This window comes from Nannocystis bainbridge, from assembly GCF_028368995.1.
Lineage (GTDB): Bacteria > Myxococcota_A > Polyangia > Nannocystales > Nannocystaceae > Nannocystis > Nannocystis bainbridge.
Genome location: NZ_JAQNDL010000003.1, coordinates 2,742,669 through 2,757,678 on the forward strand (window position 1 = coordinate 2,742,669; position 15,010 = coordinate 2,757,678).

At 69.6% G+C, this 15,010-nt stretch carries 12 protein-coding genes; 6 read left to right on the plus strand and 6 right to left on the minus strand.

Going from position 1 to position 15,010, the window contains the following annotated elements; all coding sequences use genetic code 11:
- Positions 1 to 195: 195 nt before the first annotated feature.
- From nadC to POL25_RS36135, 4 genes are all read right to left on the minus strand, one after another.
- The gene (gene nadC / locus POL25_RS36120; protein ID WP_272090903.1) at positions 196 to 1,059 is read right to left on the minus strand and encodes a carboxylating nicotinate-nucleotide diphosphorylase; all 864 of its coding nucleotides are present in this window, start codon (positions 1,057 to 1,059) and stop codon (positions 196 to 198) included.
- Between the two features lie 109 nt (positions 1,060 to 1,168).
- A complete protein-coding gene (locus POL25_RS36125) occupies positions 1,169 to 1,849 on the minus strand; it encodes an HAD family hydrolase (RefSeq protein WP_272090904.1) in 681 nt (226 codons plus the stop codon).
- The gene (mrtZ, locus tag POL25_RS36130) at positions 1,846 to 2,664 is read right to left on the minus strand and encodes a myxosortase MrtZ (protein WP_272090905.1); all 819 of its coding nucleotides are present in this window, start codon (positions 2,662 to 2,664) and stop codon (positions 1,846 to 1,848) included. Before mrtZ ends, POL25_RS36125 begins: the two co-directional genes overlap by 4 nt.
- Before the next feature lie 25 nt (positions 2,665 to 2,689).
- Positions 2,690 to 2,983, minus strand: coding sequence for a hypothetical protein (locus POL25_RS36135; RefSeq protein WP_272090906.1), 294 nt, complete (start codon positions 2,981 to 2,983; stop codon positions 2,690 to 2,692).
- Between the two features lie 452 nt (positions 2,984 to 3,435).
- Here POL25_RS36135 and dnaG point away from each other — a divergent pair, with 452 nt between their 5' ends.
- The 4 genes from dnaG to POL25_RS36155 all read left to right on the plus strand — a co-directional run bounded on the left by dnaG (position 3,436) and on the right by POL25_RS36155 (position 8,856).
- Entirely contained in the window at positions 3,436 to 5,319 is a 1,884-nt protein-coding gene (gene dnaG / locus POL25_RS36140; RefSeq protein WP_272090907.1) for a DNA primase, read from the plus strand.
- 79 nt (positions 5,320 to 5,398) lie between these two features.
- The gene (gene rpoD / locus POL25_RS36145) at positions 5,399 to 7,246 is read left to right on the plus strand and encodes an RNA polymerase sigma factor RpoD (RefSeq protein ID WP_272090908.1); all 1,848 of its coding nucleotides are present in this window, start codon (positions 5,399 to 5,401) and stop codon (positions 7,244 to 7,246) included.
- A 223-nt stretch (positions 7,247 to 7,469) separates the two neighbouring features.
- Positions 7,470 to 8,051, plus strand: a complete 582-nt coding sequence (locus POL25_RS36150; RefSeq protein WP_272090909.1) for a hypothetical protein — start codon at positions 7,470 to 7,472, stop codon at positions 8,049 to 8,051.
- A 40-nt stretch (positions 8,052 to 8,091) separates the two neighbouring features.
- The gene (locus POL25_RS36155) at positions 8,092 to 8,856 is read left to right on the plus strand and encodes a TerC family protein (RefSeq protein ID WP_272090910.1); all 765 of its coding nucleotides are present in this window, start codon (positions 8,092 to 8,094) and stop codon (positions 8,854 to 8,856) included.
- Positions 8,857 to 8,915: 59 nt separating this feature from the next.
- Here POL25_RS36155 and POL25_RS36160 read toward each other — a convergent pair whose 3' ends face one another.
- Positions 8,916 to 10,424, minus strand: a complete 1,509-nt coding sequence (locus POL25_RS36160) for a protein kinase domain-containing protein (protein ID WP_272090911.1) — start codon at positions 10,422 to 10,424, stop codon at positions 8,916 to 8,918.
- Positions 10,425 to 11,653: 1,229 nt separating this feature from the next.
- Complete coding sequence (locus POL25_RS36165; RefSeq protein ID WP_272090912.1) at positions 11,654 to 13,060, minus strand: formylglycine-generating enzyme family protein; 1,407 nt, start codon at positions 13,058 to 13,060, stop codon at positions 11,654 to 11,656.
- A gap of 848 nt (positions 13,061 to 13,908) precedes the next feature.
- Between POL25_RS36165 and POL25_RS36170 the strand changes: the two genes are divergently transcribed.
- Together POL25_RS36170 and POL25_RS36175 are read left to right on the plus strand one after the other, a co-directional pair.
- Positions 13,909 to 14,427 (plus strand): methylated-DNA--[protein]-cysteine S-methyltransferase, encoded by a 519-nt coding sequence (locus POL25_RS36170; protein WP_272090913.1) that lies wholly within the window; start codon positions 13,909 to 13,911, stop codon positions 14,425 to 14,427.
- On the plus strand, positions 14,421 to 14,996 hold the full coding sequence (locus POL25_RS36175) for a hypothetical protein (protein WP_272090914.1): 576 nt from the start codon (positions 14,421 to 14,423) through the stop codon (positions 14,994 to 14,996). Before POL25_RS36170 ends, POL25_RS36175 begins: the two co-directional genes overlap by 7 nt.
- The last annotated feature ends 14 nt before the right edge of the window (positions 14,997 to 15,010 follow it).

The following is a 15,010-nucleotide window of genomic DNA, read 5'->3' on the forward strand; positions in this document are numbered from 1 at the left end:
AAGGAGTCGCTCACGCCCGCCCCCCGCAGGGCATCCGCCGTTGCGAGCCCCTGGACAGGCGCATCGTCAGCACGAACACCCTCGATCGCTCGAAGAATCTGTCCCTTCGGACATCCCCAGCGCTCCGCGCGAGCATCCGCGCACGCGGTCGCTCTTCACTGCACATGTCCCTTCAGACATGCCCCATTCACCGGCTCACGCCCACGTCCCGTCGGCGCGCTCGAACAGCAGCGAGATGTCCGCCGCCGGCACGCTGTGCGTCAGGCGGCCCACGCTGATCACGTCGATCCCCAGCTGCGCCACCGCGGCGATGCGCTCGAGCCCGACCCCGCCCGACACCTCGAGGATCGCCTTGCCGGCCGTGATCGCCACCGCCTCGCGGACCGCGGCGTCGTCCATGTTGTCGAGCATGATGATGTCGGCCCCCGCGGCCAGCGCCTCGCGCAGCTCCGCGTGGCTCGTCACCTCGCACTCGATCTTCATCGTGTGCGGCGCCACCTGGCGCGCGCGCGTGATCGCCGGCGTGATCCCGCCGGCCGCGCGCACGTGGTTCTCCTTGATCAGCACCGCCGCCCCGAGGTCGTTGCGGTGGTTGTGGCCGCCGCCGCAGCGGACCGCGTAGCGGTCGAGCGCGCGCAGGCCGGGCATCGTCTTGCGGGTGTCGGTGATCCTGCATCGACCGCCGGCCGCGTCGGCGTAGGCGCGGGTCAGCGTCGCCACCCCGGACATGCGCTGCAGCAGGTTGAGCGCCGTGCGTTCGGCCGCCAGCAGCGCCTGGGCCGGCCCCTCGATGCGCGCGATCTCGGTCCCGACCGTCACGCGCGCGCCCTCGCGCACGTAGGCGGTGAACCCCACTCCTGGCTCGACCCGGCGGAACACCGCCTCGGCGACCTGCAGACCGGCCACCACCAGGTTCGCCTTCGCCACCATGTGCGCGACCGCGCCCACCTCGGGGCTCACCGTCGCGCGGCCGGTGACGTCGCCGCTGGCCAGGTCCTCGGCCAGCGCCGTGTCGATGATCGCCGCCACGGATCCGAGCTCGCTCCAGGGGTCACGCATGGCCCGGAGGGTGCCACACGGCCCTGCCGCTCGCCACCGCCGCTGCGTCCGCGCGGCCGCGTCGTCCCCGGCCCATGCCGGCGCGCGCTCGGCATGTCCCGCTCGCCACTCACGCCGCGTGCCAGCGCTCGATCGGCCAGCCGAGGGCGCGGGCGCGCCGGAGCAGGCGTGGGTCCGGGCTCACCACTTGCGGTCGGCCCACGCGCTCGAGCATCGGCAGGTCCGAATAGCTGTCCGTATAAAAGTAACTTCGGGACAGGTCGATGTCGTGCTCCGCCGCGAACTTCTCCGCCAGCACCACCTTGCCCGGCCCCGCGCACGCCGGCGCCACGTGCTTGCCGGTGAGGCGCCCGCCCTGCTCCTCGAGCCGGGTGCACAGCACGTGCTCGACGCCCAGGCGCTCCGCCAGCGGCTCGACCGAGAAGCGCGTGCCTGACGACAGCAGCGCCACCACGTGCCCGTCGCGGCGGTGGCGGGCCACGCGGGCCTGTCCTTCGGGGCAGATCCAGCGCACGATCTCCGCCTCGAACCACGCCCGCGTCTCCGCCTCCACCTCGGCCACGGGCACCCCTGCGTAGTCGCGGACCGCCTTGGCCGTCATCGCCTCGAGGTCGAGCAGCGAGAGGCGGTAGCGGACCACCCACGCCAGCGAGCGCAGCGCCCTGGCCGCCGACATCTTGCCGGAGCGTCGCTGGTGCCGCACCCACAGCACCGCCGAGTTCACGGCGAGCAGGGTGTGATCGACGTCGAAGAACGCGGCCACGGTGCTCGGCTCGGGCCTGGTCGTCACGCGCGGAAGGTACTCGCCAGCAGCAGCTCCATCAACAAGTTGGCGCTCATGTGGAACAGGGCGGGGGCCCAGAGGTTGCCGCTGCGGCGCCACAGCCAGGCGAACACCAGCGCCGGGAAGAAGGTCGCAAGCCGCGCCGCCTGGGCCATGCCGACCAGGTGTCCGACCGCGAACAGGAGGCTCGAGAGGACCGCGGCCACGCCGATCTGGGCCCCGAGGATCTTGCGGCGCGGCGGGAACCGCTCCTCGAGCGCGCTCATGAGGTAGCCGCGGTGGAACACCTCTTCGGCCAGGGCCACCGCGAACAGCCCCTCGACCACTTGCAGCACGAAGCCGAGGCCGCCGTAGCTGGTCCAGGTCGCCGGCAGGCGCAGCGACTCCGGCCAAAAGCTGCCACTGTGGCTGCGGCACAGCCGCTCCAGATAGTGCTCGAGCCCCCCGGCCCACGGCGTCGCTTGCTCGACCCACAGCGCCGGTGAAAGCACCCGCAGGTCGCCGGCGCAGACCTCGTCGTAGAACCACCAGAACCCGAGCATGAACGGCGGGAACACCAGCAGGCACGCGCCGACGGCCCAGCGGACCGCGCGCCAGCTCCACGGCGGGATCGGACCGTCCGGACCGACCTGGTAGCGGGCCTGGACCTCGGGTGCGTCGCGCAGCAGCCAGCCGGGCAGGAAGTAGAACGCGGCCACCAGCGCGGCCCCGCGGACCATCGCCAGCCCAGGGACGAGGCCCATCACGCCATATGCGGCGTACAGGCCGCAGGTCGCGAGCACCGCGGTGCGGGCGCGCCGGCTGGCCTCGGGGGACGTCACGGCGCGGGAGCTTACCTCACCGGTCTCAGCGCAGGCTGGTCGCCAGCTTCGTCAGGCGGCGGCGCAGCGTCTCGAGGTTCTCGACCAGCATGTCCACGTGGTCGAGCACGCGGGTGTCGCTGGCGAGCGCGTGGACATCCTCACGCTTGATGCGGGGGCCCTCGAGCATCCGCAAGATCTCGACCAGATAGGCCTCCACGTGTCCGAGCGCCATCCCTGTCTCGCGGAGGTCGTCGTCGATGAACAGCACCAGGTTCTCGACGCCCCGCACGCCGGCGAGGGCGTCGCTCTCCGGGTAGTCGCGGGAGGCGCGGTCCATGATGCGGTCGCGGGCGCGGGAGCGGTTGCCGCTGCGGCGGCGCTCCCGGCCGTCGAGCTCGCGAGCCTCAGCAATTTCTGGACCAGCCGGGGTCAGGGGGGGAGCGAGTGACTCGGGCATGACGGTGGCATGGCAGCCTTCGCGGCGGCCGGCAAGTTTTCGGCTAAATCCTCGTGCGTGGTCCTTCAAGGCCGATCCGTCGCGCGGCGGGCCCCTGCATGGGAGCAGATGTTCACGTCTTCGCCGGCCCGCCCGGCCCTGCGTGAAGATCCTTACGAGCGCGCGCAGGGCCTGGCCGGAGGAGTTGTCCTAATCTGTGCCGCTCGAAGCGGCCGGAAGGGCGCAGCGTGCGGTCCGCCGCGGCTGCGCCCGAAGTGCACGGGCCCGGGCGGCCTTCACAGCAGAATCAGCGGAAGCGGAAACCACGGCGCGCGCCGGCCAGAACCTCTGTGATGATCCCCGATGAGAAACTGCAGGAGCTGCGGGATCGGATCGACATTGTCGATTTGATCGGGCGCTACGTCGGGCTCAAGCGGGCGGGCAAGAACTTCACCGCGTGCTGTCCCTTCCACCAGGAGCGCACGCCGAGCTTCTTCGTCAACCCCGAGCGGCGCAGCTTCAAGTGCTTCGGCTGCGGCGTGTGGGGCGACGGCCTCGAGTTCGTGATGAAGATGGACGGGCTCGGCTTCCTCGAGGCCGCGCGCCACCTCGCCGGGCTGTTCGGCGTCACCTTGCCCGAGGGCCTGGTCGACCGGAAATCGAGCGAGCAGCAGCTCGAGCTCGAGAAGGCCCGCGAGATCACCCAGGTCAGCGCCGAGCTCTACCGCGAGATCCTCGAGAGCCGGCCCGAGGGCAAGCTCGGGCGCTTGTACCAGCAACAGCGGGCCATCAGCCCCGAGCTGGCCGAGACCTTCATGCTGGGCTACGCGCCCGCGCCGGCCGAGTCGGGCAGCTGGGACCGCCTGGTGCGCCACTTGCAATCCAAGGGCTGCGACCTCGGGCTGGCCGAGAAGCTCGGCCTGGTGGTGCGCAGCGACAAGGGCTCGCTGTACGACCGGTTCCGCGGGCGCTTGATGTTCCCGGTGCTGCAGTCGAACCGCAAGCCGATCGCCTTCTCCGGCCGGATCTTGCCCGAGTACGCCAAGGACGCCGACGGCCGCGAGGCGCCCAAGTACATGAACAGCCCCGAGTCGATGCTCTACACCAAGAGCAAGACCCTGTTCGGGCTCCACGTCGCCGGCCAGGCGATGAGCCGGGCCCGGCGGGCGATCCTCGTCGAGGGCAACGTCGACGTCGTCAGCATGCATCAGCGCGGTTACGTCGAGACCGTCGCCCCGCTGGGCACCGCGCTGACGCCCCAGCAGTGCGGGCTCCTCAAGCGCTTCACCGAGACCGTGGTGCTGTGCCTCGACGGCGACAACGCCGGCCGCAAGGCGATCCGCGCCGCCATCCCGATCTTGTTGGACGAGGGCCTCGACGTCCGCGTGGTCGCGCTCGACGCCGGCACCGACCCTGACAGCACCGACCCCAAGCGGCTGACGGCCCTGCTCGAAGAGCCAGGTTCGGCGATCGAGTGGCTCGTCAAGCAAATGGTGGCCCATGGCGCGCTCGACTCGATCGACGCCCAGGAGCGCGCCATCGCCGCGCTGCAGCCGCTGCTCGGCAAGGTCAAGAGCGACGCCGCCCGCGAGCGCTATGCCGAGCGCGCCGCAAAGTTGCTCAGGCTGCCGGTGGGGCGCATATCGTCGCGCCAGGGTCCTCATGGGCCACAAGGTCCGCAAGGAAACCGTGCCGCGCCCAGCCCGCCGTCTCGCACTGCTGCCACGTCGTCCGCGCCAGCACGGCCCTTGCCCGAGCTTCCGCGCCATCAAGTTGCGCTGCTCGCCCTGCTGGTGGACAACCCACACCTGGCTGACAAAGCCGAGCAGGCGGGTGTGCAGCACTACGTGACAGATCGCAGACTCGCGCCCATCGCCGAGGTGGTGGTGCGGCAGGCCCTCGTCGGCGAGAACCCGACCGAGGGCGAGCTGCTCGAGCTCATCCCGCCGGAGACGCGGCGGCAGGTCCACGACGCGGTGTTCGTCGGCACCTTCCGCGACACGCAGGACGACCCGGTGTCGCTGTTGAAGGAGTGCCTCCTCGATTGCCGACGCGAGCAGCTCAAGGCCGAGTCGCGGCGGCTCGACGTCCAGCTGCGCGAGGCGAAGGAGCGGGGCGAGCTCGACCGCGCCCGCGAGCTGTCGTTGAAGAAGATCGAGCACAGCCGCCTGCTCGCCAACCTCGACGAGCACGCTTTGATTCCCCCGCCGCAACCTTCATCGGGCCTGCGGGCCTGATCGTCCGCGGTCCTGCGGGACCCGGAGCTTCATCTCGCCTTTGTCGCATACGCAGTCACTCCGAGGCCAGAGCAACCCTATGACCCCCAGCAAGACGCGCACCGTGGACCGTGAGAAGCTCAAGAAGCAGCTCATCGCCTTCGGCAAGAAGAAGGGCCACGTCACTTACGACGAGCTCCACGAACTCCTCCCGCCCGACCTGATCGACCCCGAGGAGCTGAGCGAGTGGGAGCGGACGCTGCAGGACGAGGGCGTCCAGGTGATCGCCGGTGAGGCCGCCGCCAAGGAGGCCGCCAAGCCCAAGCTGGCGACGCGCAAGGTCATGCCGAAGCGCGACGAGGACCCGGACGACGAGCCCTCGCGCACCAACGACCCGGTCCGCATGTACCTGCGCAAGATGGGCAGCGTCTCGCTGCTCACGCGCGAGGGCGAGGTCGAGATCGCCAAGCGCATCGAGCAGGGCGAGATGCGGGTCCTCGAGATCGCGCTCGCGTCGCCGGTCTCGGTCCCCTACATCCTCGAGATGTTCGACCGCATCAAGCGCGGCCAGATCCGGGCCAAGGACGTGCTCAACATCTCCAACCCGGCCGAAGCCGGCCCGGGCGCGCTGCCGATGAGCAACGACCCGACCGCCCTCAATCAAGAGGCGGCCATGGAGAACCTCGGCAAGCAGGTCGACCGCATCCGCCGGCACCAAAAAGAGCTCGACCGCATCAAGCTCATCCTCGCCGTCGACACCAAGAAGGCCGTCGTCGCCGCCGTCAACGAGCCGCCGACCCCGCCGCTCGACGACAAGTCGCGCGAGGCCCACACCAAGACCGGCGAGGAGCACAAGCGCCAGATCCTCGAGGCCATCCAGGACATGAAGCTCGGCCGCCGTCCCATCGACGGCATCGTCAACGAGCTCACCCTCCTGGTCGAGCGCGTCGCCCGGGCCGAGAAGGACCTCATCCAGTGTGAGCGCCGGGCCGGCATGGACCTCAAGGAGCTGCGCAAGCTCTTCAAAGACGTCCGCCTGTCCGAAGAAGAAGAGTTCAAGCTGTGCCGCCGGCTCGGCCTCCACCCCTCGGAGCTGCACGAGATCGAGGCCCGCATGAAGCTGGCGATCAAGCGCATCCGCGCGGTCGAGCAAGAGACCAACATGCGCGCGCCCCAGCTGCGCGAGCTCCACGAGCAGCTGATGGCCGCCCGTCGCCAGGCCGAGAAGGCCAAGGCCGAGCTGGTCGAGGCCAACCTCCGCCTCGTGGTCTCGATCGCCAAGAAGTACACCAACCGCGGCCTGCAGTTCCTGGACCTGATCCAGGAGGGCAACATCGGCCTGATGAAGGCCGTCGACAAGTTCGAGTACAAGCGCGGCTACAAGTTCAGCACCTACGCGACGTGGTGGATCCGTCAGGCCATCACCCGCGCGATCGCGGACCAGGCGCGGACGATCCGCATCCCGGTCCACATGATCGAGACGATCAACAAGCTGATCCGCACCAGCCGCTCGCTCGTGCAGGAGCTGGGCCGCGAGCCCACCCCCGAGGAGATCGCCGAGAAGATGGAGCTGCCGCTCGACAAGGTCCGCAAGGTCCTCAAGATCGCCAAGGAGCCCATCTCCCTCGAGACCCCCATCGGCGAGGAAGAGGACTCGCACCTGGGCGACTTCATCGAGGACAAGAACATGATCTCGCCGACCGACGCGGTCATCAACATGAACCTGGCCGATCAGACACGTCGGGTCCTGGCCACGCTCACCCCGCGCGAAGAGAAGGTCCTCCGCATGCGCTTCGGCATCGGCGAGTCCTCCGACCACACCCTCGAGGAGGTCGGTCAGGACTTCTCCGTCACCCGCGAACGCATCCGCCAGATCGAGGCCAAGGCCCTCCGCAAGCTGCGCCACCCGTCCCGCAGCAAGCGCCTCAAGGCCTTCGTCGAGAACTGACAGCCGACGCCCGCGGACCCGCTGGCACGATGCGCCCCCGCGCGTCGTCCAGCGGGTCTCGCAATTCAGGCTCGCAGCCAACGCAGCGCCGATCTCCTGGCCCCCCGGCGCACAGTGACCTCCACGCCGCCGGGCGGCTCCGCGCGGCGGTGTGGCGTGGTTCGAAGCGCGGTGAGCGCATGCATGCGCTGCCCGTCGAACCTGCGCTATGGTGAGGCCCTCCGTGTCGCTCGTCCTCCTCGCCTTCATGTTCCTCTACGGCGCCGTGCGGTCGGCCCTGTGGGCGCGAGGGCAGCTGCGATTCCGTCGTCTGCGCGCCCACCTGCCGCGGGCCGCAGCGCCCTGCGAGGCCCCGGCCCACCTCGGCGACTCGCTCACGCGACTGCTCGCGCGCAGCCACGCCGGCCGCGTGCGCCTCGTGGGCAGCGCGCGGCAGGTCGCCACGGTGCTCATCGTCGACCCGGACGTGGCCTTCGGGTGCGTCCGTGACTTTCGCTTCCGGCTCGCGCTGGCCGACGCCTGGACGGCCGCGAACGGGTGGCTGCACGCCTACGACGACCTCTCGGAGCACGAGCAGCGCCAGCTCGAGGCCTACGGCTACACCGCCCGAAGGTTCGGCGAACGGCGCGCGGAGCTGGGCGGCGCGGTGCGACGATGCGTCCGCGCGCCCGCGCTCGAGCCGTTCGCGGTCGCCGACGTCGAGGCGGTGCAGCAGCTCCTCCTGGCCCTGATCGGCGACCTCGAGGGCTGCGAGCGCGCGCTGCTGGCGAGCGCTCCGGACCACCCGTACCGCGCCACCGGCTGAGCTCGTCCCGCGAATTCTTGAATCGGGTTAAGCTTCGGCCGTGTTCGACCCCGCCGTGCTCGGGACTCCCGAGGTCTGGATCAGCCTGCTCACGCTCTCGGCCCTCGAGATCGTGCTCGGGCTCGACAACATCATCTTCATCTCGATCCTCGTCGGCAAGCTGCCCGAGGCCAACCGCGACCGCGCGCGACGGATCGGCCTCATGGGCGCGTTCGTCACCCGCCTGGGCCTGTTGGCGACGCTCAGCTGGATCATGCAGCTCGACCACCCGCTGTTCGAGCTGCTGGGCCACGCGTTCACCGGCAAGGAGGTCGTGCTCCTGCTCGGCGGCCTGTTCCTGATCTACAAGTCGACCAAGGAGCTCCACGACAAGATCGAGGGCGACGCCGAGGGTCACGTCGCGGCCACGGGCGCCGCCTCCGTCGGCGGCGTGATCTTCCAGATCCTCCTGCTCGACCTGGTGTTCTCGATCGACTCCGTCATCACCGCGGTCGGCATGGCCCAGGAGCTGTGGATCATGGTCGCGGCCAACGTGCTCGCCCTCGGCGTCATGCTGCTGGCCAGCAAGTCGATCGCGGTGTTCGTCGATCGCCACCCGACCATCAAGGTGCTCGCCCTCAGCTTCCTGCTGACGATCGGCCTGCTGCTGACCGCCGAGGCGTTCGAGATCCACGTGCCCAAGGGCTACATCTACTTCGCCATGGCCTACTCGGTGGCGGTCGAGATGATCAACATCAAGGTCGGCCGCAAGGGCAAGGTCAAGCACGCGCCCGAGACCGACCCGCAGGCCACCAACCCGTTCTGACGACGAGAGCCCCGGGGCAAAGCGGCGCGCGCGGCCCCGGGCCGCGCGCGCTGGTTCGTTCAGCGCCCCTGCGGGTGGCGATCGATCTGCGTGCGGGCCGACGGGGCGTATCGCCCGAGCCGCGGCGCCGCGGCGAATGGCGTGAGGGCGTGCGCCAGGTCTTGCGTGGAGGTGAAGCGCTTGTCGCGGTCCTTCTTGAGGCATCGAGCGACGACCTGCTCGAGCTCCGAGGGCACCTGCGGATTGACCACACTCAGGCGCTTGGGTCGCGACAGGATCACGTTCTCGCAGATCGACTCGACGCTCTCGCCCTCGAACGGGCGCAGCCCGGCCAACATCTCGTAGAGCACGACGCCGAGCGCCCAGATGTCGCTGCGGACATCGGGCTCCGTGGTGCGCAGGATCTGCTCGGGGGACATGTACTGCGGCGAGCCCGTCAGGCCCTCGGAGGCGATCTGCGCGCTGTCGGCAGGCTCGCTCCCGGGCAGCGCCCGCGCGACCCCGAAATCCAGCACCTTGACCACCCCGACGTCGTCGTCGTTGCGCGTCAGGAACAGGTTCGAGGGCTTGAGGTCCTGATGGAGGAGGCCCGCGGCGTGGATCTGCTGCACCCCGGCGCAGGCCTGCAGGGCGTAGTCGATCGCCTCGTGGACCGGCAGGACCCGGCGCGAGTCGAGGTACGCGTCGAGGTCCTCGCCGACCAGCCGCTCCATGACGATGTACGGGGCCCCATTGCCGAGGTTGCCGACGTCGAGGATCTCCGACACGTGCCTGCTGCGCACCCGCATCAGCGCCCGCGCCTCCTGGGCGAACCGCTCGATCATCCCCTGATCGAAGCGGGCGTTCGGCAGCAGGAACTTGATCGCCACGCTGCGCTCGGTCTGCATGTCGGTCGCCGAGACGACCACGCCCATGCCGCCGACGCCGAGGATGTTGCCCATGCGATAGCGCCCGGCCACGGTGTCGACCGGCAGCGGCACGTCGGTGAAGACGTCGGAGAACACCGTCGAGCGGGCCGCCAGCAGCGCCGGGTCGATCGCCGGCGGGACAGTCGTCGTGCTCTGGATCTGGCGGATCTGCCGCCGCAGCTTGAGCTCGTTGGTGACCTGCCTGGCGAGCAGCCGCAGCGAACCGAGCTGCGCCGGCGTGATCTCCCGCGGCACGTGGTCGACGATGCAGAGCGTGCCGAACACCAGACCGTCGTCCATCGTCAGCGGCACGCCGACATAGAAGCGGACCGGCGGCTCGGCCAACGTCCACGGGTTGTCGAAGAACCGCGGGTCGTTGAGGGCGTCCGGGACCACCGTCGGCTGGTCGGGCTCGAGGATCGTGTGGGCGCAGAACGACAGCTCGCGCGGGCCCTCGGTGATCGCCATCCCGACCTTGGCCTTGAACCATTGACGATAGGTGTCGGTCAGAGCCACGATGGCAATGGGGACATTGCACAAATGGGCTGCCAGCTGCGCGATATCGTCGAACGCTGGCTCCGGTTCGGTGTCCAATATGCCGCAGCTCTGCAACGCTTGCAGACGCTGCCGTTCATTCGTCGGTTGAGACGGGTAGAGCATGGCCCACTTCAGGAGATTTATTGTCCAAAAATTCGACGATCGCAATAGCCTTGCCAGGGCGGCCCCGACTGTACGACATGGACGGCGCGGGTCGGGGAGCGTGGGTCCACGAGCCAGCAGACTGAAGCGCTGTAGGACGTGACTCGACCTCGCGCAGCGCTCATTCACTGGTACAAGCCCAGGCGCCGCGCGAGCGCCTCCGCCCGCCCGCGTGACTCGTACGACGCCAGGGCCGGCGGCGGCCGAGAATGACCGCACCCTCGCGACGGCCAGCTAACATTGTTCTTGGGTCATTCGGCCGAACTCACGCCATGGCCGGCCTGCAATTCGCCAGCAGACTCCAGCGTGCGCGCCGGGTGGCGCGGGCCGTCTCGTTCGCGTCTGGCCATTCCGCGTCCGCACCGGTCATGAACATTGTACCGAGCCGTCTGCGTCGGGCCCGCCGCCTGGCAATCGTACGCCTGCGCGATCGGTGGGGCTGCTGCGAGTGCGAGCCTTTTGCCGCTGTCTCGTTCGTCCTTTCTCCGCGCCCGTCCTCCTGGCGTCTTCGCCGCTGAGGCGATCGGTTCGCACCGTCTTCGCGCCTGCCGTCTCGACGGCTCGTCGATCGCCTTTTTCCTCACTGCTGTCTTTGCGCGGGACGAGTTCGCCGAAGTCTCGTTCGTCATCTTGCGCCTGTCGTCTTTACGTCTTCTTGATCACCGTCCTCGCGGCCCGTCTTCACCGCTGACTGCGCGCCTTCATCGTTGGTTCGCCGCTGCTCCGCGCCGTGCTCGCAATCCTCGTCACCGGGCGCTGCTGCTGAGCCTGCGTCACGATCTTCACACCCGCTCGGGCCGTCCTCCGACGTCTCGCCAATTGTCGTACCTCTGCCACGATTTCGAGTGCCGTCGTCGCGCACTGCAGGACGATCTCCGTCCTCGTCCGCCGCAGCCCGTTGCGCCTCCTCGTCGTCGCGCTTTCATCGCCGCCGGGTCGCTCATCCCAGTCGCGCCCGCGGCCTTCACCCTGCCGGCCTCCCTCGCCGGGCCTTCGGCGCTAACCTTCTCGCTCGTCCTTCGTCGCGCCGCGGCCTTCACAGCGCCCTGCTGGCCTCCCTCGCCCCGGCCTTCGGCGCTCACCGTCTCCCTCATTCTTCGTCGCGCCGCGGCCTTCACAGCGCCCTGCTGACCCACCTCGCCGGGCCTTCGTCCTCGCCAGCTCGCTCATCCTTCGTCACGCCGCGGCCTTCACAGCGCTCTGCTGCCCTTCTTCGCGCCCGCCTTCCTCGCTCCCGTCTTGCTCGCCTTCTTCAGCGGGGCCTTCTTCACACCTGCCTTGCGCACCTTCTTCGCCCCGGCCTTCTTCGCTCCCGTCTCACTCGCCTTCTTCGTCGCGGCCTTCTTCCCCCCCGTCTGACTCGCCCTCTTCTTCGCGGCCTTCTTCGCCCCCGTCTTGCTCACCTTCTTCGCCCCGGTCTCACTCGCTCTCTTCGTCACAGCTTTCTTCGCGGCCTTCTTCGCTCCCGTCTGACTCGCCCTCTTCTTCGCGGCCTTCTTCGCTACCGTCTTGCTCACCTTCTTCGCTCGCGTCCCACTCGCGTTCTTCGCGGCCTGCTTCGCTCGCGTCCCACTCGCCTTCTTCGCCCCCGCCTTGCTCTTCGCCGCCTTCGCGCCCGTCTTCTTCCCCGCCTGCCGGATCGGGCGCTTCGCCTCACCTGTCTCTTCGGCCATCTCTAATTCGACCCCCTCGTGCTCGCCGAGCCCGAAGACCAGCCGCACCGACGCCCCGAACTCTGCCGCGTGTTCGTTCATTCGCATCGCGCACAGCATCAGGTTCCACTCGCCGCAGCCTTGCCACGGATAACAATCGGCGGCTCCGCCGCGCACCACGTGCATCCCCGAGCGCAGCCACGGCGCCCCGTCGTCGGGCGCCCCGCGGTAATGGTCTTGCCAGTGATCCGCGCACAGCTCCGGGAAGAGCCCGTAGCCGTGCACGCCGAACGCGTTGTGCGTCGCGCCGTCCTCGTCGGCCAGCATCGCCTCGATCGCCGAATCGTCGGGCAGCGCATCGCCCCACGGCAGCAGCCGGCGGTGCAGCCCCCCGCGGGCCGCGTACTCGAGCTCCGCCTCCGCGGGCAGCCGCAGCCCCGTCCCGACCAGCACCGCCGTGATCTGCTCCGGGTTCAGGTGCGCCGCCGCCCTCGACACGTGCCCGTACAGCGGATCGCGCAGGTTGGGCAGCCAGCGCAGCGCCTGGCCGATGCTGAGCACTCGCTGCGCGATCAAGAATGGTGGCACCACCACGCGGTGCAGCGGCCGCATCTGCCCGATCTCGCTGAGCAGCAGATCGAACTCCTGATCGAAGTCATGATCCGCCGCAGCGGCTGCCTCGCGAGCCGCGCGGATCGTCGCCTCCTCCTCCGGCGACAGCCCCATGTCGAAGCCTCCGCCCGGCACGAGGCTCAGCTCGCCGACGCTCGCGTGCGCGAATACTGCCACCGGCGCGCTCGCCTGGCCGTAGCGGCGCAGCCCCACATACGTGAATTCCGGCCCGAGCTCCGCCGCCACCTGTCGCGCCAGCTCCTCGCGGCATTCGTCGGTCGCGCTGACCCAGAGGGTGTGGTCGAACAGCTCGGGGGCCGCGGCGACGTGCATCTGCCCGTTTTACCTCGACCCTGGCGCCGCTTGCATCCAGCATCGCGGGCGCTCTGCTGCGCCTGCGCGAGCGTGCAAAGGCGCGCGAGGAGAGTCGATGGTTCGCGGTCGCGCGAGCTCGCGACGAGGAGCGCGAGCGAAGGTCGCCACGCTCGCAGCTTCGTGCTCCGCCTCGCCGCTTCCGTTTGCGCTTCGCGCTCGCTCTGCGCGCGCTTCGAGCTCCGCCGTGTCTCTCGCTCCACGCCCGCTCGCGCTTCGCGCCCTCCTCGTCGTCCGCTCGCGCTTCGCGCCGTTCCAACCGCCCCCGTCCTGTCTCACATCGCACGTGCACGCGCGTCGATCCGCTCGGCTGCCATCGCCTGCTCGCGCCTCGAGCGCTGCTCATCCGTCATGGCGACCTGGCCTCGCGGCATTGCGTGCTCACGCCTCGAGCTCTGCTCCCTGTCATTGCGACCTCGCCCGAGCATTGTCCGTTCGCACCTCGAGCTCCGCACCTCGGTCATGGCGACCTCGCCCGAGCATTGCCCACTCGTATTTCGGGCATCCGCGGCTGCTTCCCTACGCGCAGCGCTCCACAAGCGCTCGTGCCTGCTCGACCGCAAAGCCGCGTCGTTCTCGCCTCGCCGGCACACCGCCGCCGCCTCGCTCGCGCGACTGAAGCGGACGCTCATGCGCCGATAAACATCGTTCCACGTCCGGCGCGCGAATTCGCAAGCATCCCCACGCCCGCCGAGGTACACCCGCCGAGTGAGCCGCCTTCACCCGACCGCCCCCGTCCTATCGCATCGCATGTCCCGCGCCTCTGATTCCTATTAGAAAAAACTGTCCTTTGGGAGCATGTCATGACAATGAACTCTTGGACATGGATGTCCAGCCCGCTCGGCGAGTTGCGGCTCGTCGCTGGTGGCGGCGTCTTGCGGCGCGTGCACATGACCGACACCCGTGACCTGCCGGCGCCCGCCGAGTATGGCGACGCCTGCGACGACGAGCCCGTCTTGCAGCAGGCGCGGCGCGAGCTCGACGAGTATTTTGCCGGGCGACGGCGACGCTTCGAAGTCGCGCTCGGGCCTGAGGGCACCGAGTTTCAGCGGGCCGTGTGGACCGCCCTCGTCGCCGTCGATTTCGGCGTCCTCTGCAGCTACGGAGACATCGCCCGGGCCATGGGGCGCCCGACCGCCACCCGGGCCGTCGGCCAGGCCAACAATCGCAACCCGATCCCCGTGATCATCCCCTGTCATCGTATCGTCGGCAGCGATCGCAGCCTCACGGGCTACGGGGGCGGCCTCGAGCGCAAGCGGTGGTTGCTCGCCCACGAGGCGCGGCTGGTCGGCGCCGTCTTCACCGGCTACGATCCGCCCGCATGTTGAAGCCGTGCACGCTCGCGCTCGCCCTCCTCGCTGGCGCTTGCGCCACGCAGCCCGATCGCGGTCGCTGGCGGGAGATCCCCAAGGGCCTCGTCCACGTCGTCTTCACCGGCATCGACGCCGCTCCGAGCGAGAGCATCGGCTGGCGCGAGGCCGTCGACCTGCAGAACAAGGCCCGCGAGGAGCTGCAGCGGACCGTCCGCGAAGAGGGCCACGTCGCGTGGTTCTTCCACGCCTTTGACGACGACGACCTCGTCTTCATCCTCGCGCGCTGGCACGCCGGCGGGCTCGGCGGCACCTACGAAGTGTTCACGCGCTACCTCGTCCCGCGCGGTCGCCGAGGCGAGCGCATGCTCGGCGTCGCCGACGAGATCGCCGAGTACGAGCGGGGCGTCGGCAAAGTCCGCGCCGGTATGTCGCTGGCCGATGTCGAGACCGTGCGCGGCAAGCCCGACAAGCTCGTCGAGCTCGGGCCCTTCGGCGCCTTCGACGTCGTCTACCCCGACCTGTGCGTGCGCTTCCTCGAGGGTCGCGCCGCGCACTTGTGGTCGCCCGAGCGCTGCCAGCCGTAGCCGCGCTCGCGGCC